Source organism: Nonomuraea sp. NPDC049158, from assembly GCF_040648335.1.
GTDB lineage: Bacteria > Actinomycetota > Actinomycetes > Streptosporangiales > Streptosporangiaceae > Nonomuraea.
The window spans coordinates 118,315-139,436 of record NZ_JBEZDM010000010.1; the positions used below are offsets into that span (position 1 = coordinate 118,315).

The 21,122-nt window shown below is 70.3% G+C and carries 23 protein-coding genes; 14 read left to right on the forward strand and 9 right to left on the reverse strand.

From position 1 onward, the window contains the following. The first annotated feature begins 1 nt into the window (after window position 1). Genes AB0B61_RS22955 through rbsK form a run of 6 tightly spaced genes read left to right on the forward strand, consistent with a single transcriptional unit; the run spans window position 2 to window position 6,687 of the window. A complete protein-coding gene (locus tag AB0B61_RS22955) occupies window positions 2–1,315 on the forward strand; it encodes a sugar ABC transporter substrate-binding protein (protein ID WP_358435087.1) in 1,314 nt (437 codons plus the stop codon). After that, on the forward strand, window positions 1,312–2,274 hold the full coding sequence (locus tag AB0B61_RS22960; RefSeq protein ID WP_358435090.1) for an ADP-ribosylglycohydrolase family protein: 963 nt from the start codon (window positions 1,312–1,314) through the stop codon (window positions 2,272–2,274). Before AB0B61_RS22955 ends, AB0B61_RS22960 begins: the two co-directional genes overlap by 4 nt. A 6-nt stretch (window positions 2,275–2,280) precedes the next feature. Next, window positions 2,281–3,249, forward strand: a complete 969-nt coding sequence (locus tag AB0B61_RS22965; RefSeq protein WP_358435093.1) for an ADP-ribosylglycohydrolase family protein — start codon at window positions 2,281–2,283, stop codon at window positions 3,247–3,249. Then, window positions 3,246–4,385, forward strand: a complete 1,140-nt coding sequence (locus tag AB0B61_RS22970; RefSeq protein WP_358435095.1) for an ADP-ribosylglycohydrolase family protein — start codon at window positions 3,246–3,248, stop codon at window positions 4,383–4,385. Before AB0B61_RS22965 ends, AB0B61_RS22970 begins: the two co-directional genes overlap by 4 nt. Continuing rightward, the gene (locus tag AB0B61_RS22975; protein WP_358435098.1) at window positions 4,382–5,806 is read left to right on the forward strand and encodes an ADP-ribosylglycohydrolase family protein; all 1,425 of its coding nucleotides are present in this window, start codon (window positions 4,382–4,384) and stop codon (window positions 5,804–5,806) included. The genes AB0B61_RS22970 and AB0B61_RS22975 overlap by 4 nt, the downstream gene beginning before the upstream one ends. Next, complete coding sequence (gene rbsK / locus AB0B61_RS22980) at window positions 5,803–6,687, forward strand: ribokinase (RefSeq protein WP_358435100.1); 885 nt, start codon at window positions 5,803–5,805, stop codon at window positions 6,685–6,687. The genes AB0B61_RS22975 and rbsK overlap by 4 nt, the downstream gene beginning before the upstream one ends. A gap of 55 nt (window positions 6,688–6,742) precedes the next feature. Here the strand turns inward: rbsK and AB0B61_RS22985 are convergent, their stop codons facing one another. The 4 genes from AB0B61_RS22985 to AB0B61_RS23000 all read right to left on the reverse strand — a co-directional run bounded on the left by AB0B61_RS22985 (window position 6,743) and on the right by AB0B61_RS23000 (window position 8,237). Then, window positions 6,743–7,114 (reverse strand): hypothetical protein, encoded by a 372-nt coding sequence (locus tag AB0B61_RS22985; RefSeq protein ID WP_358435103.1) that lies wholly within the window; start codon window positions 7,112–7,114, stop codon window positions 6,743–6,745. Between the two features lie 105 nt (window positions 7,115–7,219). Then, window positions 7,220–7,624, reverse strand: coding sequence for a helix-turn-helix transcriptional regulator (locus AB0B61_RS22990; RefSeq protein WP_358435105.1), 405 nt, complete (start codon window positions 7,622–7,624; stop codon window positions 7,220–7,222). 26 nt (window positions 7,625–7,650) lie between these two features. Then, on the reverse strand, window positions 7,651–8,010 hold the full coding sequence (locus tag AB0B61_RS22995) for a hypothetical protein (protein WP_358435108.1): 360 nt from the start codon (window positions 8,008–8,010) through the stop codon (window positions 7,651–7,653). A 107-nt stretch (window positions 8,011–8,117) separates the two neighbouring features. Next, a complete protein-coding gene (locus AB0B61_RS23000; RefSeq protein WP_358435593.1) occupies window positions 8,118–8,237 on the reverse strand; it encodes a PaaX family transcriptional regulator C-terminal domain-containing protein in 120 nt (39 codons plus the stop codon). Between AB0B61_RS23000 and AB0B61_RS23005 the strand changes: the two genes are divergently transcribed. Next, the gene (locus AB0B61_RS23005; protein ID WP_358435111.1) at window positions 8,202–8,489 is read left to right on the forward strand and encodes a hypothetical protein; all 288 of its coding nucleotides are present in this window, start codon (window positions 8,202–8,204) and stop codon (window positions 8,487–8,489) included. The genes AB0B61_RS23000 and AB0B61_RS23005 overlap by 36 nt on opposite strands. 54 nt (window positions 8,490–8,543) lie before the next feature. On the opposite strand, the gene AB0B61_RS23010 is transcribed toward AB0B61_RS23005, so the two are convergent. Continuing rightward, on the reverse strand, window positions 8,544–8,954 hold the full coding sequence (locus tag AB0B61_RS23010) for a hypothetical protein (protein WP_358435112.1): 411 nt from the start codon (window positions 8,952–8,954) through the stop codon (window positions 8,544–8,546). Window positions 8,955–9,192: 238 nt separating this feature from the next. Between AB0B61_RS23010 and AB0B61_RS23015 the strand changes: the two genes are divergently transcribed. The 4 genes from AB0B61_RS23015 to AB0B61_RS23030 all read left to right on the forward strand — a co-directional run bounded on the left by AB0B61_RS23015 (window position 9,193) and on the right by AB0B61_RS23030 (window position 12,593). Continuing rightward, complete coding sequence (locus AB0B61_RS23015; protein WP_358435115.1) at window positions 9,193–10,011, forward strand: helix-turn-helix transcriptional regulator; 819 nt, start codon at window positions 9,193–9,195, stop codon at window positions 10,009–10,011. Further along, entirely contained in the window at window positions 10,001–10,225 is a 225-nt protein-coding gene (locus AB0B61_RS23020; RefSeq protein WP_358435118.1) for a DUF397 domain-containing protein, read from the forward strand. The genes AB0B61_RS23015 and AB0B61_RS23020 overlap by 11 nt, the downstream gene beginning before the upstream one ends. 263 nt (window positions 10,226–10,488) lie before the next feature. Next, a complete protein-coding gene (locus AB0B61_RS23025) occupies window positions 10,489–11,283 on the forward strand; it encodes a hypothetical protein (RefSeq protein WP_358435121.1) in 795 nt (264 codons plus the stop codon). Continuing rightward, window positions 11,283–12,593, forward strand: a complete 1,311-nt coding sequence (locus AB0B61_RS23030; protein ID WP_358435123.1) for a hypothetical protein — start codon at window positions 11,283–11,285, stop codon at window positions 12,591–12,593. The genes AB0B61_RS23025 and AB0B61_RS23030 overlap by 1 nt, the downstream gene beginning before the upstream one ends. Before the next feature lie 93 nt (window positions 12,594–12,686). Here the strand turns inward: AB0B61_RS23030 and AB0B61_RS23035 are convergent, their stop codons facing one another. Beyond that, window positions 12,687–13,958 carry an esterase-like activity of phytase family protein gene (locus tag AB0B61_RS23035; RefSeq protein WP_358435126.1) on the reverse strand — a complete coding sequence of 424 codons (1,272 nt, stop codon included), beginning with the start codon at window positions 13,956–13,958 and terminating at the stop codon, window positions 12,687–12,689. 117 nt (window positions 13,959–14,075) lie between these two features. Next, complete coding sequence (locus AB0B61_RS23040; RefSeq protein ID WP_358435129.1) at window positions 14,076–14,801, reverse strand: WYL domain-containing protein; 726 nt, start codon at window positions 14,799–14,801, stop codon at window positions 14,076–14,078. A 62-nt stretch (window positions 14,802–14,863) separates the two neighbouring features. On the opposite strand from AB0B61_RS23040, the gene AB0B61_RS23045 reads away from it, so the two are divergent. Further along, window positions 14,864–15,760 (forward strand): NAD(P)H-binding protein, encoded by an 897-nt coding sequence (locus AB0B61_RS23045; protein WP_358435132.1) that lies wholly within the window; start codon window positions 14,864–14,866, stop codon window positions 15,758–15,760. 213 nt (window positions 15,761–15,973) lie between these two features. Next, window positions 15,974–17,440 (forward strand): sialidase family protein, encoded by a 1,467-nt coding sequence (locus AB0B61_RS23050; RefSeq protein WP_358435135.1) that lies wholly within the window; start codon window positions 15,974–15,976, stop codon window positions 17,438–17,440. 138 nt (window positions 17,441–17,578) lie between these two features. Here AB0B61_RS23050 and AB0B61_RS23055 read toward each other — a convergent pair whose 3' ends face one another. Next, window positions 17,579–18,274, reverse strand: a complete 696-nt coding sequence (locus tag AB0B61_RS23055) for an FCD domain-containing protein (protein WP_358435137.1) — start codon at window positions 18,272–18,274, stop codon at window positions 17,579–17,581. A 208-nt stretch (window positions 18,275–18,482) separates the two neighbouring features. On the opposite strand from AB0B61_RS23055, the gene leuA reads away from it, so the two are divergent. Further along, a complete protein-coding gene (gene leuA, locus AB0B61_RS23060; protein ID WP_358435596.1) occupies window positions 18,483–20,171 on the forward strand; it encodes a 2-isopropylmalate synthase in 1,689 nt (562 codons plus the stop codon). Between the two features lie 50 nt (window positions 20,172–20,221). Here the strand turns inward: leuA and AB0B61_RS23065 are convergent, their stop codons facing one another. Continuing rightward, a complete protein-coding gene (locus tag AB0B61_RS23065; protein ID WP_358435140.1) occupies window positions 20,222–21,118 on the reverse strand; it encodes a hypothetical protein in 897 nt (298 codons plus the stop codon). Window positions 21,119–21,122: the final 4 nt, after the last annotated feature.

Here is a 21,122-nt window from a genome sequence, read left to right on the forward strand (position 1 = left end):
TATGCGTATCAAATCCGCGTTGGCGGCGGCGGCGATCGTCGCGCTGGCCGCCGGGTGCGGCGGGGGCGGTGGCGACGCCGGCTCCGGAGAGTCCGCCAAGCCCGGGGAGCCGGTCAAGCTCAACTTCCTCAGCCTCGCCTGGCAGAAGGAGTCGGTGGCGGCCAACAAGCAGCTCGTCGAGGAGTGGAACAAGGCCAACCCCACCATCCAGGTCACCTACGTCCAGGGCAGCTGGGACAACGTCAACGACCAGCTCGTCACCTCCTTCGAGGGTGGCGACCCGCCGGACGTCATCCACGACGACTCCCCGGCCCTGTCGGGCTTCGCCTCCAAGGGCTACCTGCTCGACATCAAGGACAAGGTGCCCGCCGACCTCAAGAGCGACATCCCGCAGCCCGCCTGGGACACCGTCACCTTCGACGACGGCAAGGGCAACCAGGGCGTGTACGGCGTACCGTTCCTGCAGGAGTCGCAGGTCATCATCGCCAACAAGAAGCTGCTCGACGGCGCCGGCGTGCGCATCCCCACCTCCGACAACCCGTGGACGTGGGACGAGTTCGCCGAGGTCAGCAAGAAGCTCACCAAGAGCGGCTCCTTCGGCGTGGCCTGGCCCATGAAGTCGCCGGTCAACAAGACGCTGAACCTGGCGCTCAACTTCGGCGGCACCTTCTTCCAGACCGACGGCGGCAAGACGACCGTCAAGGTGGGCCCGGAGGAGAAGCAGGTCCTCCAGCGCATCCACGACCAGCTCTACAAGGACAAGTCCGCCGACACCTCGGCGCTCGGCATGGGCACCGCCGACCCGCTGCCCGGCTTCTTCGCCGGCAAGTACGCGATGCTGCCGGTCGGCGTCTACCTGCGCCAGCAGGTCGTCGAGCAGGCCCCCAAGGGCTTCGACTGGGTCACCCTCCCGCCGCTGAAGGGCACCAGCAGCGACCAGGGCGCGGTCTCGCAGACCCTGTCCGTCGCCGCCGACAGCAAGCACGCGGAGGAGTCGCTGAAGTTCATCTCCTTCTTCCTCAACGGCGCCAACCAGGCCAAGCTCGCCAAGGGCGACTGGCTGCTGCCCACCTCCGCCAAGGCCGCCGCCGACCCGGCGATGACCACCAAGGAGAACGGCTGGGACGTGGCCACCGCCTCCGCCAAGAACCTCGTCGTGGCGCCCTTCCTCAAGGTCAACGGGTTCGACGAGTGGAAGAGCAAGGTCGCCACGCCGGTCCTGCAGCAGTACTACGCCAACAAGATCTCGATCGACGACGCGGCGGCGAAGCTGGTGGCGGACGGCAACAAGGTGCTGGAGCGGTACCAGCGGTGACTTATCGGGACAGGGCCCGGGGGTGTCTGCTCGGCCTGGCGGCCGGCGACGCCCTCGGGGCGCCCGCGGAGAACCTCACGCCGGCGGAGATCCGCCGGCGGTGGGGGCGGCTCACCGAGATCGAGGGCGGGGGCACGGACGACACCGAGTACGCCATCTTCGCCTCCTCACTGCTGGTACGGCACGGACACGCGCTGACCTCCGCCGACGTGGCCCACGCCTACCGTACGGAGATCATCCCGCTGGTGACCGGGCCGATGCGCGGCGCCGGGTTCTCCGAGCTCGGCACCATCGAGGCGCTCAGGCGCGGGCTGGAACCGCCGCTGACCGGGCTCGTCCATCAGCACGGCTGGTCCGACGGGCTGGCCATGCGGGCGGCGCCGTACGGCGTGTTCTGCCCCGGCGATCCGGCGGAGGCCGCCCGGCTCGTCGAGGAGGACGGCCGGGTCAGCCAGTCGGGCGAGGGCGTGCTGGGCGGCCGGGCCGTCGCCGGGGCGGTGGCCGCCGCGATGACCGGGGCCACGCCGCACGAGGTGGTGGCCGCCGCGCTGTCGGTGATCCCCGCGGACTCGTGGACGGCCCGCGACATCGTCCGGGCCCGCGACGTGATCGCTTCGGACCAAGACGAGCCGCATATCGTCGAAGCGCTTCACCAAGCCGTGGTGGTCGAGCACTACCCGTGGACCGACGTGGCGCCGGAGGCCGTGGCGCTCGCCCTCGCCGCCTACCTGGCGGGCGGCGGCGACGTCGAGGCGACGGTCACGTTCGGGGTGAGTCTCGGCCGCGACGCCGACACCATCGGCGCCATCGCCGGCGCCATCGCGGGTGCCGGGCAGGGGCGGGACGGCGTACCGGAACGCTGGGCGAGCAGGATAGGCCCCGTGACGGGCAAATGCCTGCCCGTCGTGGCCGGCAGGCACGTGCTGGACGTCGCCGACGAACTGGCGGAAGGACTGTAGGAACTCATGTCGGGGGACAGGATCGCGGGAGCCTTCGTCGGGCTCGCCGTGGGAGACGCCGTGGGCTGGCCCGCCACCAGGCACCGGTCGGCGCTGCACGCGCCGTGGAGCAGGCGGCTGCTGCGCGAGCTCGACACGTTCGCGGAGGAGCACCGGGTGACCACGCTGCCGGTGCCGTTCGCGCTGAACCAGCCCGTGGCGCCGCTGGCCGTCGGCCCGTCCGACGACGCCGAGTGGCTCGCCTGGACGGTGCGTACCATCGACCGGCCGCGCGCCGAGGCGTTCGGCGAGCTGGTGGGCCGCGACGACATCCGGACGCGCATCTCGGTGGCCACCGCGCTCGGCAACCTGGCCAAGGGCGTCGAGCCCCCGGCCAGCGGCCACGACAACCCACACCATTTCGACGACGCCGCCGCCATCAGAGCCGTCGCCTTCGGCGCGCTCGGCCGTGACCCGGCCGAGGACGCCCAGGTGACCAACTCCGGTGACGGGCTGCTCGGAGCCCTGGCCATGGCGGCCGCGGTGGCCGAGGCGGTGGCGACAGGCTCGGCTTCCGCGGCGACCGGGGCGGCGCTGGCCGTACTGCCGCCCGACACCGCCATCGGGCACAACGCCCGGCTGGCGCTGGAGGTGGCGCGGAAGGCGGGCGACGCGTTCGCCGCCGTGCCCGCGCTCGACGCCGCGCTGCTCGACCACGTCTACAGCTACGGGGTGGGCGCCGCGCAGACGGTGCCCGTGGCGCTGGCGCTGGCCGAGGTGGCGGGCGGCTCACTGAGCGCGGCCGTACCCGCCGCCGCGTGCCTGGCCGCGCTGGCCGACTCGGCGCCCGCGCTCACCGGGGCGCTCACCGGAGCGTGCGGCGGGCTCGACGCGATCCCGGAGGGGTGGACCGCGTCGGCGCGCACCCTGGCAGGCTGCTGTCTGCCGGAACTGGCAGGAAAAGATCTCATCGAACTCTTGGAGGAACTCGCATGACGCCGCTTGAGGACAGGGCGACCGGCTGCGTGGCGGGGGCGGCGGTCGGTGACGCGCTGGGCGGCGCCACCGAGGGCTGGACTCCCGAACAGATCACCACCAGGTACGGCGGGCACGTGGAGGGCATCGTGCCCCCGTACAACGAGGACTGGCGCAACGCCCGGCCCATCGCCCCGTATCACAAGGGCGACGGCCACATCACCGACGACACCCTCATGACGCACGCGCTCATCCGCGTCTACGAGAAGGTCGCGGGTCATCTCGGGGCGTACTCGATGGCCGAGCACTTCGTACCCGAGCTCATGGGCGAGCGCCGATGGATCCCCGAGCTGGAGGCCGAGGCGCTGCCGCTCCAGCGGATCTTCCTGGCCGAGAAGTGGATCGTCGCCCGGCTGCACTACGGACACGTGGACCCGCGCGAGGCCGGTGTCGGCAACATCGTCAACTGCGGCGCGGCCATGTACGTGGCGCCGGTCGGCATCGTCAACGCCGCCGACCCCGACGCCGCCTACGCCGAGGCCATCGACCTGACCGGCGCCCACCAGTCGAGCTACGGCCGGGAGGCGGCCGGCGTCATGGCGGCGGCCGTCGCCGAGGCCATGCGGCCCGGCGCGAGCTTCGACTCCGTGGTGGCCACCTGCCTGCGGCTGGCCAAGGACGGCACCAGAGCCGCCATCGAGGCGGTCTGCGAGGCGGCCGCCGGGCTCGGCCATTGGGACGGGTCGTTCGAGACGCTGCGCGCGGCCATGCGGCCGTTCGACACGGTCGCCGACACCTACCGCGACCAGGGCCTCGGGGCGCGGCGGCCGAGTCGGGTGCACAGCATCGAGGAGCTGCCGCTGGCGCTGGGCTTCCTCGTGGTGGCCAAGGGCGACTACCGCGACACCGTGCTCGGCGGCGTCAACTACGGCCGCGACGCCGACTCGATCGCCTCCATGGGCGGCGCCATCGCCGGCGCCCTGGGCGGGCTCGGCTCGATCCCGGGCGAATGGGTCACGCAGGTGGCCGAGGCGAGCCGTACCGACCTGGAGGCGCCCGGCCGGGCGATCGCCGAGGTCGCCCGCCGGGTCCACGCCGACGACGCGGCCCGCCACCGCGCCGTCGAATCCGCCTTCGCCGCCCTCGACGGCCAATGATCCGCCTCACCTGGGTGCAGCCCGAGGACCTGGTGGGCCACGAGCTGCGCCAGGCCGCCGAGGACGGCAGGGACGTGCGCGACGTCGCCGAGCGGTGGCACGCCGCGGGCGGCCACGACGCCCCGCCGCGCGCCGGGGCCTCCGAGCCCGGCGCGCTGAGGCTGCGGCCGCTCGCCGAGGACTTGCTGGACGAGCTGGCCGCCATCCCGTCGCCGCTCGCCGTCGACGAGCCGTCCGACCTGCCCGCCATCATCGCCGCCTGCCCGAACTGGCCCGCGCCCACTGCCCCTCGGGACGTGGACCGGGCCCTTCAGGGGAAGCGGGCCCTTCAAGCGGATCCGGCCTTGCAGGGGGATCGGTCCCTGCGGGGGGATCCGGCCTTGCAGGTGGATCCGGGCCGCGTGCTGGGGGCCTGGCAGGGCCGGGCGGCCGGTTGCGTGCTCGGTAAGCCGGTCGAGAAGATCCCCCGCGCGGGCATCAGGCAGATCGCCGAGGCCACCGGCAACTGGCCCATCACCGGCTGGTTCACCGCCAAGGGCCTGCCCGGCGACATCGCCGAACGCTGGCCCTGGAACCGCCGCAGCGCCGTCAACTCGCTGGCCGAGAACATCGACGGCGTCCCCGAGGACGACGACCTGAACTACCCGCTGCTCGCCCTGTCCGTCCTGGAACGGCACGGCCGCGACTTCACCACCGACGACGTGGCCAAGCTGTGGCTCGACGAGCTGCCCGCCGGCCGTACGTTCACGGCGGAACGCGTCGCCTACCGCAACCTGCTGGCCGGGGTCGAGGTGCCGGAGACGGCGACGTACCGCAACCCGTTCCGGGAGTGGATCGGCGCGCTGATCAGGACCGACGTGTACGGATGGGTCAATCCCGGCGATCCGGCCACCGCGGCCGAGTACGCCTGGCGCGACGCCCGCCTCACCCACACCGCGAACGGGATCTACGGCGCGATGTTCGCCGCCGCCATGTGCGCGAGCTCCCTGGTCGCCTCCTCCGCCGCCGAGGTGGTCGAGGCGGGGCTGTCCGTCGTCCCGCCGCGATCACGGCTCTACCAGGCGGTACGGCAGGCGGCCGAGGACGCTTCGGCGGAGACTGACTTCGAGCGGGTCGTCGACCGGCTGCACGAGCGGCACGGCGCCCTGCACTGGGTGCACACGATCAACAACGCCGCCCTGGTCGCCGCCACGCTGATCCACGGCCGGGGCGACTTCACCGCCACCATCGCCGGAGCGGTCGCCGGCGGCTGGGACACCGACTCGGCCGGCGCCACGGCCGGGTCCGTCGCGGGCGCGCTGAACGGCGGGGTCCCGGAGCGGTGGAGGATGCGCGACACCCTGGCCAGCAGCCTGACCGGCTTCGATGGGGTGGGGCTGGGCGATTTGGCGCGCCGTGCACAGGAGATGATGAGGGCATGATCTCGGTTTTCGGCAGCGCGAACATGGACCTCGTCGCCTACGTGTCCCAGGCCCCCAAGCGGGGCGAGACGGTCACCGGGCGCGGATTCCGTACCATCCCCGGCGGTAAGGGCGCCAATCAGGCGATCGCGGCGGCCCGCGCGGGCGCCGTGGTGGCGTTCCTGGGCGCGGTGGGCGACGACGGCTTCGGCGCCGAGATGCGCACCACCCTGGCCGCGGCCGGGGTGGAGGTCGCCCAGCTGCGGCAGGTGCCCGGTCCGAGCGGCATCGCGCACATCGTGGTCGATGACGAGGGCAGCAACTCGATCATCGTGGTGCCCGGTGCCAACGGCACCGTCACCGGGCCCACCGAGGACGACGTCGCGGTGATCGCCGGTTCACGGGCGCTGCTGCTCCAGCTGGAGCTGCCGATGGACGCGGTGATCGCCGCCGCCCAGGCCGGGCAGGTGTCGGACGTACCGGTGATCCTCACCCCCGCGCCCGCCCAGCCGCTGCCGGACGCGCTGCTCGACGCGGTCACGCTGATCGTCCCGAACGAACACGAGGCCGCCGACATCACCGGGACCGACTCCGCCGAGGCGGCTTTGGAGGCGCTGCTCGCGCGGGTCCCGGAGGCCGTCATCACACTGGGTTCCGAGGGGGCGCTGTACGGCTCACGGTCGGGCGAGCGGCTGCGCGTACCGGCCGTGAAGGTGAAGGCGGTGGACACCACGGCGGCGGGGGACACCTTCGTCGGCGCGCTCGCGGTCGCCCGCGCCGAGGGCCTCCCCGCCGCCGCCGCACTCCGTTTCGCCTCGGTGGCGGCGGCGCTGTCGGTGCAGCGCGAGGGCGCGAGCACGTCGATGCCCAGCCGCGCGGAGATCGACGACTCGCTCGCCTGATGCTACGCAGGTGGGGGTGGATGCCCTGCGGCAGGAACGCCAACAGGGCCGTGCGTCACTCGACTCGGGAACCCGACTGCCGCGTCTCTGCCTGTGCACCATTCACCGGCGGCTCGGCTCTGACTGCGAACTGCACGGAAGCGACCCTGGTCTCGTCCGCTTCCATGACCCACTCATAGACACGCCCCGCTGCTAGAGGCAGGGGTGGAATCGGGATGGCGAAGCTGAGATTGAAGGGGACTCGCGTCGCCACCGGCTCCAACCGTTCAGCGTCCGGTGTGATCTCGCCGGTGAAGGAGAGCGTTCCGTCGCTGTCCGCGAACGGGCGGACAGGTTGCCCCTCTTCGTCCAGAAGATGCAAGGCGAAGCTGATCTTCGCCCCCAGATCCTCCCGCGGGACGCGCAAAAAACCTGCGACAGCGGACATGGAGACCATAGGCCCTGTCACCGACCAGCCTGCTCCGAGCAGGTTGATCTTTCCGGTGGCCTCATCAGTGCTGGCTGCGTCGCCTAGGACTAGAAAGCCCTGCATTTACTGGACAGCTCTCTTCCATTCGAGTGCCCCTGCGGCACGCGTAGGGGGTGGGGACACAGTGCCGGTGAGGCCCTCGATCACCACGTGCGCGGATGTCGATGTGGTGCCACAGGCGGAAGCGCCTGGTGTCTTCACGACATGGAAGACCTCAGCACCTATCGCGAGCGCGTAGCGCCGGATTGTGGACAAGCGGGGATCTCCGCCTAGACGCTCGAAGTCCGATACGGCGGGCTGGCTGCGATCCATCTTGTCGGCCACGTCTGCCTGTGTCAGCCCCAGTTGCTTGCGGACCCCGACCAGGGTCTCGATGAGACGCACGTCTCGCTCGATGGCTGCGTTCTCACGCTGAACCTCGGGATCATCCGGGTCGATACCGAGCAGTGCGGCGATGTCGCGGTCCACGCCTACCTCCCTTTATCGGCTCTACCTTATATCCGGTGCTGCCACTCGGCCAGCCGTTCCCTCGCTCGTTCGATCGCTCGTTCCTGCGCCCCGCTGCCGCCCTTCTTGTGAAACTTGAGACCAAGGAGAAGGTGCTTCCCGTCTGTGAGCACCGCGTAGTAGAGGCGATACTCGTCACCCCCGTAGCTCAGTCGGGCCTCGCTGAGCCCTCTGCCCAGATGGCGCACATCTCGATCTAGGACGCTGTCGTGCTCAATCCGCCACATCAGGTGGCCTAGTTCGAGGAGGGGAGGCTTGCCCTGGAGAACATCGTGGATCTCTTTGCTGACGACTTCAGCCCCAGCAGGAGTGGTGTAGAACTGCCACCTAGCCTTGGACCGTTCCAATGCAGGCACCCCTCTACCGCCAGTCGCAGCGCCATCGCCGGCATCCGAATGTACAGGCAAAGATCGACACAAGCGCGCGTATGGAAGAGGCAAGGATCTACCTACGCTCACCCCATATGGGCTTCAAAGCCGCGTACTGAAGATTGTCCCTGCGGACTGTTAGAGAGGAGTTCGGCGGGCAGGCGGGGGTCATGAATGAAGACCTGCCTGATGCGGTGAACCGGGATGGTGGCGAGAGCGACGTGGTGGCGGAGCGGTCAGGGGCCGGCACCCCGAAGGCGCCCCGCCCCGTACCCGCCGATTGGCCCGACACCGACACGAACCCCGCGATCCCCACGCCCGAGATAACCGCTCCCGAGTCTGAGGCCGAGGCCGCAGTTGACGCCGAAAGGCGTGTCGAAACCGGCGAAGAGGCTGGCGAGGAGGCTGGCGACGGCGGCGAAAAGGAGGTGCGGCCCGAAGCGGGTCCCACCGGCTGACGGCAGCCCTTGCCGCACCCCCGCCGTCAAAGAGGCCAGATCCGACGGCGGGGATTAGCCGGGGATCAAAGCGGCGGCTTTTGCCGGTTTTCCCGAGGGGACGATATAGCGAATGTCCGGCATCACGCCGTGATCTTCTCCTATTCGCGCCACTTCCACGATGTACGCCGCTGACCGGTCGGCGGCTACGCGGACCGTGGCGACCCGCCACCCTTGGGGAGCGAAGACCACGAGTTCCGGGGGATACCGGTCCAGGCTGCTGAGCGCGCCGGCGGGAAAGGGCGCGGAGCGGAGCGTGAGCTTGAGCCACTCGACGACGTAACTGTGTATCCCGCGCCTGGTCAGCAGGACCTGCAGCTTGGCCAGGGCCTGGTCATGCTCGGCCGCGGCACTTTCGCTGATCGGCGAATGGCGTGGATGAGGTTCTGAGGGTTCGGTCGTTTTCCTCAGCGGTTCGCGAGTCATTCCCTGTCACCGTCCATGTTCTGTCCGGAATGCGGCTGGATTATCCGGTTTATTAACCAGACAGAATGCAGCGGACATGTCCGGACGGCCTGTCTGTGCTCCGAGAAACATCGCCAGAGTGCCGCTTCCCGGCTAGCTTTGTATTCAGCAAGCAGCTGTTCGTATCCAGACAGTCGCGTTGAGTCTTTGTATGTGCGATGTCGGGAAGAGCGGTCCGGAGCATTTCGAGGAGCGTGGCATGTCCGTGGATGAACAGGCCCTATCTCCAGACGAGCAGAACTCCTACGGTGCGGTCCTCAAGGAAGCCCGAATGGCGGTCGGCCTCTCTCAGATGGCCATGGGGGCGCTGATCCCGTGCAGCGAGAGCTTGATCGGCCTGGTCGAGCGCGGCAAGCGCAACCCGACCCGGCAATTCACCCTCGCGGCCGAGACGGCCCTGGACCTGAATGGGGAATTGCTTCGGCTGCTGCCCATCAGCAGGATGTCGGGGCCGAAGTGGTTCAGAGAGTGGCCAAAGGTAGAAGAAAACGCCCATACCATCCGAACCTGGCAACCTCTTGTCGTTCCGGGCCTGCTGCAGACGGCCGCGTACGCGCGAGCGATCCTCTCCGCCGAGCCGGGAGTCACCCAGGACTGGATCGAGGAGGCCGTCGCGACCCGGCTTCAGCGTCAGGCGGTGTTCGACCGCGACAAGCCGCCGATGTACTGGGCGCTGCTCGACGAGTGCGCTCTGATCCGCCCCATCGGGGGCGCCGAGGTCATGCGGGAGCAGCTTGAGCACCTGCTGAAGATGATGGCCACTCCCTTCGTCTCGATACAGATCGTCCCCCTCGGAGTGGGGGCTACGCCGGGCCTGCTCGGCGGCTTCGCCTTCGCCCAAGGCGACGGTATGCCGGACCACATCTCCCTCGAGGACGCCGCACAGGGCTCTGTATCCGATCGCGAGGAGACGGTAAGAAGGGTTAGTCTCAGATACGACGCGATCCACAAATGGGCGCACCCCATACACGTGAGCGAGCGACTAGTACGTGAGGTGGCGGCAAAGTATGAAGATTAGTGACGAGCTGCACGCCGAACTGGAGGCCGCAGAGTGGAAGAAATCTACACTCTCCGGCTCCAGCGGAGGCGATTGCCTCTACGCAGCCAAACTGAGCGGCGACCGATACGCGATCAGGGACTCTGAGCAGCCCGACGTCGAGCCACTAATCTTGCGAGGCGGCGTTTTCCGCGCCTTCGTGGGCGGTGCGAAGCTCGGCGAGTTCGACCTCTAATCCTGTCGGAGGATGCCCACGTGGTCATCCAGGGCGACCGGGAAGCATAAGGGGGAAAGGTCGATCACATACGTTGATTCGTTTGTGATCGAGTCTGTGTATTACTGTTCCCCGTGGGACATCCGTGGGCGAAACTCTCGCGTCGGCGGCGCATCCGTAAGTGGACAGGCGTCGCCGTAGTCTTCGCGACTCTGGCCGCCTGCCTGGCGGTGTTCGGGCGCGACATTCAGGCCGTTACGTACGGCGAGCCCACTTCGTGCTCCATGGATACCTTCGAGGCCAGGGCCAGCGCAGCGGCCTGGACGGGGTTTGGGTGTGTGGGCTGGACGCTGCACGTGCCATTCGGCATGGATATCCAGCTCCCGACGGCTGCCAGCTACGCTCGCCCTCCGTCGATGTTCGACGACGGCTTCATCCCCATCGACATAACCCCGGACGGACATCGCGTCGCCTACCTCGACGTAGCGGAGCTCCGCTTCCTCGCCAGGGATCTCCCTTCCGGCCTCAACCGCCCGATCACGCCACGCCTCACCGCGGAGGAAATCGTCGGGATCACTTCGGTGGTCGGGTCCGCCGACGGCCGCCACTTCGCCGTGTCCACCCGGGAGAACCGCCGGACGTTCGTCACCGACTTCGAGACGGGCCATATGAGGACGGTCGAGCAGGTGTGCTGGGCTTATGGACTGACCGCCGACAGGCTGATGGGCAGCGCGGGCTGCGACGGCGTCGGCGTCTCGATCGATGCCATCCGTTTCGACGGGACGGCGACTCCCTTCCGGTCCGAGGCGGAGCTTCCCCGTGACATGTCCCCGGATCTGCGGTGGTACATCGATTTCAAGAAGCCGACTTCGGTGTATGAGACCGCCACTGGGCGGCGGGTACGGGTCCTGCCCTCTGGGCTCAGCGAGATGCGGTGGGCGGACGCCGAGACGCTGGTCGCCCGGGACGCCGATATCGAGGATGGGGACGACTACGTGGCCATCGACGCGAGGACGGGCGAGCTCATCCCTATCGGCATCCCATACGCCGACTCCATCATCTTCGGAAAGGTCCGTTGATGTCGGACTGGTACGAGCCGGTCCGCCGTACGGCGTCGCTGTTGGGCGGACGCACGCTGTACGCGCGGCGCATGGCGGAGAAAGCACTGCGCGACGGAAAAGGAACTAAGGACGCCTTCTTTTGGCTCTATCGGTCCTATCTCAGCCGCTTCCGCTTCTGGTCGGACCCCGGCTGGGGGAAGGGACTCTCTGATTTGCAGCGCGCCGTCCTGGTGGCCCTGCATCATGACGGCTGGACCGAGCAGGAAACCGCCTACTTGTGCGGGCGGAGCAGAAAAGCCGTGCGGCGGGCGGGCGAGAAAGGGCTGCTCGCGCTGGGCACCGACGGATCCGCCCTCGCCGGCAGGTTACGGGCCAGGGCCGAGGGACTTCCCCCGGTTGCCGAGCCCGAGCCGGGGCCCAGGCGGAAGGTCGTCAAGTACGGCTCGTTAATTTCCTGTCTTGTGGCCTTTGTTGTGTTAGCGGCCTATTGTTCGCCCCTCGGCGCTTCATCCGGACAGCACACAGACAGCCGTCCCCTCGCCTTCGCGGAGCTCATTCCCCTGCGCGGTCCCACGCAGGCCACGATCCGGTACGCCTACCGCGTCGACGGGTCGGGAACCGTGCTCACCGACGGGAGCTACTGGACCGTAATCACGGAGTCCGGCCGGCGGCTGCTCATCGAGGACGCGACTCCGGACGACCTCGGGATCAGCCCGGACGGCCACAGACTGGCCTACCACAGCCGGAGCAAGGGCGAAGTCGTCGTGTACGACCTTCCGTCAGGCAAGGTCAGCATGGTACCGGAGGCCGACGATTCGGGCCTGTACTTCTCCCCGGACGGCCGCCGCCTCGCGTTCACTTTCGAGGACGAGGTGTATGTCTGGGACGGCAGACGGCGGCGTGTCCCAGGGATCGGGCCGGAGTCGATTCTGAGAGGCTGGCTGGTGGGCGGGCAGGCCCTGCTGGTGGAGGACCTGGAGGGTGTCAGCGCGGTCGATCTCAGTGGCGGCACTCTGTTCAGGACACCGGATGCGGACAACATGGAGTTGTCCCCCGACGGGAAGACGTGGGTCGACGTCGACTATGAGAAGAACGGCTTCACGCGGCACGGTCGGCGTACAGGGACCCGGACCATGCGCCTGCCCGCGACCGCGCGCCTCGAGAGGCTGGTGTGCTGGATCAGCGCGGACGTTTTCGTGATCAGTGCTTTTGGCTACGGGCCCAGCGCCTACTACCGGATCGACATGGAGACCGGACAAGCCGAGCCCGTGCCCGCTCTGATCCCGGAGGACCTGCGCGAGGTACGGTTCCCCGGATGTACGCGCTGATCGCAAGCCGCCCGTCCGTGTTCGGGCGGCACCCCCCAACGGTGGACGCGCGCCTGACCCTGTCCCTCTTCGCTTTGGTTGGTCACCGCTGGGCTAGCGAACCGGGCGAGGCAGGCGGATGGTGAGGATCCGGCTGGCAACGCCGCTGTCCACCAGCCGCCCGTCCGCCCCGAACTCGCCGAGCCCGAAGTCGTTGTCATTGGCGACCACGAGCGTCCGCGGGTCGAGCAGGGCGATGCCCTCGACCTTGCCAGGCAGGGTGGGCGCGACCTCGGACAGGTCGGCGACGAGCGACTTGGCCGCGACCTTGACGTCCCCCAGGTCGGCCAGCGCCTCCAGCGACGGCGCGGTGGCCGGGTCGTCGTACCGCCCGCTCAGCAGGTTCGTGGCCTTGGCCAGGTCGATCTGGTAGATCCGGGCGACGTTGTCGGTCCGCTCGTCCACCAGCAGCCGGCGGCCGCCCACGTACGCCAGGCCAGAGAGCTTCATTTCGCTCTGGTCGCCGTTCACCTTGGGGTCGAAGGTCGTGACGTCCTCGAAGCGGTAGGCGTACTCTCCGGTCACCCGCGCCGCGCGGATGCTGAACGTGAGGATCCGGCCGACGCGGGAGGATTTGCCGGTCTTCTTGTCCGGATTGGCCAGCGGACTCTGCACCGCGAGGTACAAGGTGTCGCCGTCGATCGCCAGCCCTTCGAACCCGCGGTTCTGCTGGCGGGAGGCGAGGATGGCCGGCAGCGTCTCCTTGACCGGGTAGTCGGCGCCGGTGAGGTTGAGCCCCTTGGGGACGTACCGGGCCAGCACCCGCCCCCGCTCGGAGACGTGCAGCAGCGACGGCCCGTACTCGTCGACCAGCCAGAAGTCGCCGCGCGGGGTCCGCACCAGGTCCTCGGTGTCCACCCCGCTCGGGTTGTACGGCAGCGCGGTCTGGCCGTCCCAGGTGTAGGGCACCTCGTCGTGGCCGGACTGGTTGCTGAGCCCGGTGATCGGCTTGCCGGAGGTGCCGACCAGGGGGAGGTACTTCTTGATCTCGACGCCGAACCGGGTGGCCACCTGCACGATCGCGGGGGCGAATTCCGGGATGGGGAACGTGCGGCGCTTGTCCGCGCCCACCTGCCCGTTGGGGCCGCGGTCGGTGACCATCCAGTAGTCCCCGCGCCGCCCGGCCGGGAACAGTCCGCTGCCGACCCCGCCCAGCTTGACCCCGCGATCATCGGCGATGGACCGCTGCAGGTCCTTGAGGGGTACGGGCGGGATGCTCACGTCCTTGACCACCACGGGCCGCGGCGCGGCCTCGGCCAAGGAGGGGGCGGCGGTGACCGCCGGGCCCACGACGAGCGCCAGACCCACGAGTACGGGACGAAACATGGCACGGCCTTTCACACCGGCGAATACGAGCCTCCTGACCCTAATGACGTCAAACGTCCAATCGTTGAAGCGCCGATGAACAGGCCCACCCGAAAGCCGCCGCGACCGCCTGAGCTCTCAGCCCTGGGGCCGACGGCCGAAGTCCGTGGCGAGCCAGGTCGCGAGGTCCTCGGCTGGCTGGCGCCGGTCGCCGGACCCCGGTTCCCCCGCCTCCGGCTCCCGTACGCGGTCGAGGCGGAACACCCGCCAGTCGCCGGCGTCGAGGTCGTGGGCGAGCACGTACCAGCGTCCACGGGTGTAGAGGCACCGCACCGCCTCCACCCGCCGCCGGCTGACGGTCCCGTGCCGGTCGCGGTAGCCGAACCGCAGCACGAGGTCCTGATCGGCGGCGCGGAGCAGCGCGGCCAGGGTCGTGGGTTGTACGCCCCCGCGCTCGCCGTCGACGTTCTCACTGCCTGCGGCGGCGGTGTCCAGGACGGTGCGCAGCCGTCGCGGGAGCACCTGCGACAGCTTGGCCAGCGCCCGGTGCGCGGCATCCCCGGAGAGGATCCCTTCGACCATGCGCAGGGCCGCCACCAGAGCCACGATCTCGTCGTCCTGGAAGACCAGCGGCGGCATCCGGTGCCCCGGGCGCAGCGCGTAGTGGCCACCCGGCCCGGGCCGGCTCTCGACGGAGTAGCCGAGCCTCTGCAGGCGGGCCACGTCGCGACGCACGGTGCGGGTGCTGACCTCGAGCCGCCCGGCCAGATCGGATGCCGACCAGCTCGGCCGGGCGGCCAGCAACTCCAGCAGCAGGAGGGTCCGTCCGGCGGGATCGCCGTCGGCAGGGTCGAAGTCGGTCATGGCTCCAGTGTCGCCACAATCGCGGACAGGATCCGGCCACATCTACTCCTACGGTGGACGTCATGGAGATCGCAATCACAGCACCGTCCGGAAACGTCGGCCGCTTCCTGGTCGGTCACCTGGTCCGCGCCGGTGTCCGTCCGCGGCTGCTGAGCCGCTACCCCGAGCAGCCCCGCGCGACCTGGGGCGACCTCGTCGACGCCCGCGAGGTCGACCTGCGGGACGCCGTGGCCGTCACCGAGGCGACCCGCGGCGTCGACGCGCTGTTCCTGATCGTGCCGCCCGGCGAGGCCGACGACCCCGTCGCGGCGTACGCCGAGGTCGGCGAGATCGTCGCCGCCGCGGTCGCCGAGAACCACATCTCCCGTACCGTCCTGCAGAGCAGCGTCGGAGCGGAGCTCCGCGAGGGCGCCGGTGAGATCGACGGGCTGGCCCGTGCCGAGGAGGCGCTGGACCGGATCGTCGCCAAGCACGATGGCCTCGCCGTCACCCACCTGCGGTGCGGCTACTTCTTCAGCAACCTGCTGTTCGAGCTCGACAGCATCCGCTCGGGCACCGTGGCCGTGCTCCTGCCCACCGGCGATCCGTTCTCCTGGGTCGCTCCGGCCGACATCGCCGCGGTGGCCGCGTCCCTGCTGCTGCGCGCCGACTGGTCGGGACGCCGGGTGCAGGCCGTGCACGGACCGCGGGACCTGTCCTGGGACGACGTCATGGCCGTGGTCAGCGACGTGCTGGGCCGCACGGTCACCGCCCACCGCGTCCCCGACGACGACATGCGCGCCACGCTGGCCGGCGGCGGCATGTCCCCGGCGCAGGTCGAGGCCATCATGGGCATGTCGACCGGACTGCGCGAGGGGTTCGTCCCCGAGCAGCCGAGGACCCCCGTGACCACGACCGACACGACGCTCGGAGCATGGGCCTGGGCCGAACTCCGTCCCGCCCTCGACGCGACCGGGTGACGCGTGCCCGACCCGTGGCGATCACCACCTGATGCTCTGATCGCCGATGCGCCCTTCGTCAGAGGCGGCTCAGGGCTTGGCGACATTCGCCAGACGAAACTGATCTTGTGCCGGTAATCTTCACTGCGTCGTTCGCCGGACGCCGGGGACATGCCACATTCCCCCGGCGGGCCGGTGACGTCTTCATCAACACAACGAAGATGAGGAATGCTCGTGATCCGACGCTTCAGGGCTCTGTTACCCGCAGCGGCCATCCTGCTGGCCGGCACCGTCGCGCAGCCCGCTACCGCGGACGACGCCGCGGCCACCGGGCCCGCCATTGTCCGGCCGGTCTCGGGTACCAGCCCGCTGCCCGCAGGCTGCGGACTTCCCCCGGCCGACGGCTACACCCTGAACCCGAACACCGAAGTCCTGCCCATGCTGGCGCGGGACCCGAACCGTCCGCAGCACCTCGTCACGGTGTACCAGCAGGATCGCTGGAACCGGTATGGCAGCAACGGCGCGGTCACCGCCGTGTCGGACGACTACGGCCTGACCTGGCAGAAGTCCCAGAACCTGCCCGCCTTCTCCCAGTGCAACGGCGGCACGAGTGCCAACGGCGGAGACTACGCCGTCACGACGGACAACTGGGTCACCGTCACGCCGTCGGGAGCCGCGGTGGCCGCGTCGTTGTCGATGTCGCGCGCCGGCGACGTGACCGCCATCCTGGTGGCCCGCTCCGGCGACGGCGGCCGGACCTGGGACAAGCCCGTCACCCTGCAGCGGGACGACAATCCGCAGTTCTTCAACGACCGCCCGTCGGTGACCGCGGACCCGTATCACCCGGGCGTGGTCTACGCGGTGTGGGACCGCATCGACGACCAGTCGACCAGCACCACGCCGAACTGGGTACAGCCGATCTACCTGGCCAAGTCGACCGACGACGGACGCACCTGGACCAGCAGCAAGGTGTACGACGTGCCCACCAACAGCGGCGTCATCGGCACCCAGCTGGTGCCGCTCCCGGACGGGACGCTGCTGATCGGCATGCACCACGAGACGATCACCGACGGCTCCACCCAGGTCATCCGCTCCACTGACGGCGGCAAGACCTGGTCGGCGCCGACGCTGAACGTCCCGGCCCCGCTCGCGGTGGGCCCCCGCATCCCGGACCCGGACAACTCGGGTGACCCGGTACGCAACGCCGCCCTGCCGCAGCTGGCCGCCCAACCGGGCACTCAGGTGGTCAACGCCGTCTGGCAGAGCCAGGAGGCCGACGGCACCTTCCACGTGGCCTACTCGCGCTCGGCGGACGGCGGGAAGACGTGGTCCGCCCCGATCCGCCTGGACAAGACGCCCACCGGTTCCGCCGCGGTACCGGTCGTCGCCGTGTCCAAGGCGGGCACCGTGGCGGTCACGTACTACGACTTCCGCAACAACACCTCCGACCCGGCCACCCTGCCCACTGACCTGTGGGCGATGACCTGCTCGAGCGGCTGCGCGAAGTCGGGCGCGTGGCGTGAGCAGCACATCGAGGGGCCGTTCGACACGCGGAAGGTCCCCTTGACGAGCGTGGGACGCCTGCTCGGTGACTACACCGGCCTCGTCTCGGTCGGCAGCGGCTTCACGGCCGTGTACGGCGTCTCCACCGGCGATGCCGCCAACCCGGTGGACCTGCACAGCGCGCTCTTCTCCGGCTGAGCGGTCGTACGCCGTCGGCGGGGTCCGGGCAGTCCGGGCCCCGCCACCAGGGCGCGACCGTCGAGCCGTAGCGCCCGCGCCGACGTACCAGGGGCGGGCGCCCCGGATCGACGTAGTCCACGGCCGGGTGCTTACCCGTCAGGCCTCGTCGCGATGGAGCAAGGCCAGCGTCTGTTCCAGCTCCGCCTGCAGAATGTCGCTAGCCGCCTCCCCATCCCCACGCCGGATGGCGTCCACCAGCCCGGCGTGCGCGTCGTCGCCGGGGTTGGGTTCGGTGTCCCGCAGGCCGAGCAGCTCCACCAGGTCCACCAGCCGCCCCCGCAGTGCCGGGGCGAACTCGGCGAACAGGTCGTCGAGCACCGGGTTGCGCGCCGCCGCCACGACCGCCGCGTGCAGCGCGATGTCCGCGTCCACGAACCCCGCGTCGTCGCCCCCGGCCGCCGCCCGCCGCGCCTGCAGCGCCGCCTCCATTGAGGCGAGGTCCTCGTCGGTACGGCGGGTCGCGGCCAGGCGGGCGGCCTGGGTCTCGACCATCATCCGCACCTCGTAGACGTCGGTGATCGCGGCCCGGCGGAGGCGGGTGGGCCAGTCGGCGGCCGGTTCGGTGGCGATGACGAACACGCCGCTGCCCTGACGGGCCTGCACCAGGCCGGCGCCCGCCAGCGCGCGCAGCGCCTCGCGGACGGTGGAGCGGCCCACGCCGAGGGTCTTGGCCAGGGCGTTCTCGCCGGGGAGCCGGGTGCCGACCGGCCAGTGTCCGCCGGTGATCTGCTCGCGCAGGTGCTCGGTGGCCTGTTCGACCAAGGGGCTGGGACGGAGGGTGCCGAGCGGCATCGCGGGTTAACCTCTCAGGTTGTCTGAGGACCTGTCTTGTGGTTAGTGTACCCGGCATGACGTCACGTGGTCTCCTTCTCGGCCGCCGCGGCGGGGCCTGAATCGACCGGCACCCCGCCGCGGTGGCTCCGCAGTGCCGGTCGGACCTCAGAAGAACGACCGGGAAGGAAACCCCGTGCACGACTGGAACCCGCAACGCCCCAGCGCCATGCCATACCACCGCTACCAGCCCGCCCACCGCCGCGTCGAGGTGCCGCTGACCGAGCGCGGCTGGCCCGCGCGGCGCATCGAACAGGCGCCGCTCTGGGTGCCCGTGGACCTGCGCGACGGCAACCAGGCGCTGGCCGAGCCGATGGACCCGGCGCGTAAGCGGCGGATGTTCGAGCTGCTGGTGGCCATGGGCTTCAAGGAGATCGAGGTCGGCTACCCGTCGGCCAGCCAGACGGACTTCGACTTCGTCCGCGACCTGGCGGCGTCGGAAAAGGGGCCGGGGGCGGTGCCGGAGGACGTGACGATCGTCGTGTTCACCGCCGCCAGGCGCGACCTCATCGAGCGGACCTTCGCCTCCGTCGAGGGGCTGCCGCGCGTCGTCGTCCACCTCTACACGGCGACCGCTCCCGTCTGGCGCGACGTGGTGCTCGGCCACGACCGGGAGGCGTTGCGCGCCCTCATCAAGGACGCGGCCGGGCACGTCGCCCGCCTGGCCGACGCCCGTCCCGGGCCGCCGATCAGGTACGAGTTCTCGCCCGAGGTGTTCAACCTCACCGAGCCCGACTACGTGCTCGAGGTGTGCGACGACCTGACGGCCCTGTGGGAGGCGAGCCCGGACCGGCCGGTCATCCACAACCTGCCCGCCACGGTCGAGACCGCCACCCCGAACGTCTACGCCGACCAGATCGAGTACATGCACCGCCACCTGGCCCGCCGCGACTCGGTGATCCTCTCGGTGCACCCGCACAACGACCGCGGCACCGGCGTCGCCTGCGCGGAGCTGGCGCTGCTGGCCGGGGCGCAGCGGGTCGAGGGCTGCCTGTTCGGCAACGGCGAGCGCACCGGCAACGTCGACCTGGTCACGCTCGCGCTCAACCTGCACTCGCAGGGCGTGGACCCGATGCTGGACCTGTCCGACATCGACGCGATCCGCCGTACGGTCGAGCACTGCAACCGGCTGCCCGTCCCCGACCGCCACCCGTACGCCGGTGACCTGGTCTACACCGCCTTCTCCGGCACTCACCAGGACGCCATCGGCAAGGGCCTGGCCCACCACGCCAAACGGGCCGCCGAGCTGGGCGTGCCCGTGGAGCAGGCGCCCTGGGAGGTGCCGTACCTGCCGATCGACCCCGCCGACGTGGGCCGCGACTACCAGGCCGTGATCCGCGTCAACAGCCAGTCGGGCAAGGGCGGCATCGCCTACCTGCTCAGCACCCACCAGGGGCTCGACCTGCCGCGACGGCTGCAGATCGACTTCTCGGCGGTCGTCCAGCGGGCCACCGACGGCAGCGGCGCCGAGATGACGGCCGAGGAGCTGTGGCGGCTCTTCCAGGCCGCCTACCTGGATCCGGCGGACGACGGGCCGTACGTGCTCGCCGACTGGAGCACCGCCGAGACCGGGCCGGGGGTTCACGAGTTCACCGGCACCCGGAGCGACGGCGGCGGCGAGCTGCGGGGGACCGGCAACGGCCCGCTGTCGGCGCTGGCCGGCGCGCTGGGCGGGGTCGACATCCTCCACTACGCGCAGCACGCCACCGGGCCGGGCCAGGACAGCCAGGCCGTCGCCTACGTGGAGGCGCGCGTGGGGGAGACGGTCCGGTGGGGAGCGGGCCGCGACACCTCCGTGCTGACCGCCTCCGTCCGCGCCCTGCTCGCCGCGGTCAACCGGGCGGCTCGACCCACATAGGCCACGCAAGGCCGTACGACCGCTCAAGTCGCGCGGACGGTATGACCTGTTCAGGCCACGCGGCGCGGCTTGGGGACCAGGTTCAGGGTCGGGGAGAACCGTCCCGCACAGCCCGGCACCGCGGTCACGTGCGCGGAGACCTCGGTCTCGCTCTGGACCCTGATGCTGGCGATGTAGAACGGCGTGAGCAGCGTCTGCGGCCGCCTGCGACCCAGGCTCAGATAGCCGAAACGGAACCACTGCGGCGTCAGCCGGGTGTCCTCCATACCGGCGAAGGACTCCGCCACCCGGGCCGCGACCTCCCGCGCCGCCTGGGCCGGCGTCCGCACCTCGGGCTCGGCGACCCTCGCGCCACCCCCGTCGCCGGCGAAGCGGCGGGTCGACACGCTCAGCGACGTCACGCCACCGCTCGCGCCCAGCTCCACGGTGGACGACGCCCGGCCGTACACCGGAAGATCACGTACGTAATGCCGGAACGAGCCGAGCGCCCGGCACAGGCTGGGCTCGGTCCGGCGCTCCCCGGCCGCCTTGACCCGCCAGAGGCGCTCGAACAGCAACTCGTCCTCAGCCGGTACGAGCGACGGCAGCCCGATCTGGTCCCCGGCGGCGCGCAGCATGCCGGTCAGCTCCGCGTCGCCGGGGTCGTTCTCGAAGAGGTCCTCGGACGGCGGCATGTCCAGATGCACGGTCATCGAACCCGACGCGTGGAACCCCACGGCCCGCAACCGGCCCGGCAGCCACACCGTGGTCCGATCCTGGTGGGTCACCGTCTCGAGGGAGGCGCCGTCGCGCGGGCCGGCGACGGCCAGGACGAGCTCCTCCAGGCGGCGCTGGACCGCGCTCTGCTCGGGCGCGGCGAGCCCCAGCACGCTCACCGTGGCGGGCACCTCCCCGGCCATCGAGGCCAGCTCTTCGGCGAGATCATCGGCGTATGGGAAAGCGGGCATGAAG

Coding starts and splice junctions, on each gene's coding strand:
- AB0B61_RS22955 (WP_358435087.1), top strand. CDS start 2: ATGCGTATCAAATCCGCGTTGGCGGCGGCGGCGATCGTCGCGCTGGCC.
- AB0B61_RS22965 (WP_358435093.1), top strand. CDS start 2,281: ATGTCGGGGGACAGGATCGCGGGAGCCTTCGTCGGGCTCGCCGTGGGA.
- AB0B61_RS22970 (WP_358435095.1), top strand. CDS start 3,246: ATGACGCCGCTTGAGGACAGGGCGACCGGCTGCGTGGCGGGGGCGGCG.
- AB0B61_RS22975 (WP_358435098.1), top strand. CDS start 4,382: ATGATCCGCCTCACCTGGGTGCAGCCCGAGGACCTGGTGGGCCACGAG.
- rbsK (WP_358435100.1), top strand. CDS start 5,803: ATGATCTCGGTTTTCGGCAGCGCGAACATGGACCTCGTCGCCTACGTG.
- AB0B61_RS22985 (WP_358435103.1), bottom strand. CDS start 7,114: ATGTCCGCTGTCGCAGGTTTTTTGCGCGTCCCGCGGGAGGATCTGGGG.
- AB0B61_RS23005 (WP_358435111.1), top strand. CDS start 8,202: ATGAATGAAGACCTGCCTGATGCGGTGAACCGGGATGGTGGCGAGAGC.
- AB0B61_RS23010 (WP_358435112.1), bottom strand. CDS start 8,954: ATGACTCGCGAACCGCTGAGGAAAACGACCGAACCCTCAGAACCTCAT.
- AB0B61_RS23015 (WP_358435115.1), top strand. CDS start 9,193: ATGTCCGTGGATGAACAGGCCCTATCTCCAGACGAGCAGAACTCCTAC.
- AB0B61_RS23020 (WP_358435118.1), top strand. CDS start 10,001: ATGAAGATTAGTGACGAGCTGCACGCCGAACTGGAGGCCGCAGAGTGG.
- AB0B61_RS23025 (WP_358435121.1), top strand. CDS start 10,489: ATGGATACCTTCGAGGCCAGGGCCAGCGCAGCGGCCTGGACGGGGTTT.
- AB0B61_RS23030 (WP_358435123.1), top strand. CDS start 11,283: ATGTCGGACTGGTACGAGCCGGTCCGCCGTACGGCGTCGCTGTTGGGC.
- AB0B61_RS23035 (WP_358435126.1), bottom strand. CDS start 13,958: ATGTTTCGTCCCGTACTCGTGGGTCTGGCGCTCGTCGTGGGCCCGGCG.
- AB0B61_RS23040 (WP_358435129.1), bottom strand. CDS start 14,801: ATGACCGACTTCGACCCTGCCGACGGCGATCCCGCCGGACGGACCCTC.
- AB0B61_RS23045 (WP_358435132.1), top strand. CDS start 14,864: ATGGAGATCGCAATCACAGCACCGTCCGGAAACGTCGGCCGCTTCCTG.
- AB0B61_RS23055 (WP_358435137.1), bottom strand. CDS start 18,274: ATGCCGCTCGGCACCCTCCGTCCCAGCCCCTTGGTCGAACAGGCCACC.
- leuA (WP_358435596.1), top strand. CDS start 18,483: ATGCCATACCACCGCTACCAGCCCGCCCACCGCCGCGTCGAGGTGCCG.
- AB0B61_RS23065 (WP_358435140.1), bottom strand. CDS start 21,118: ATGCCCGCTTTCCCATACGCCGATGATCTCGCCGAAGAGCTGGCCTCG.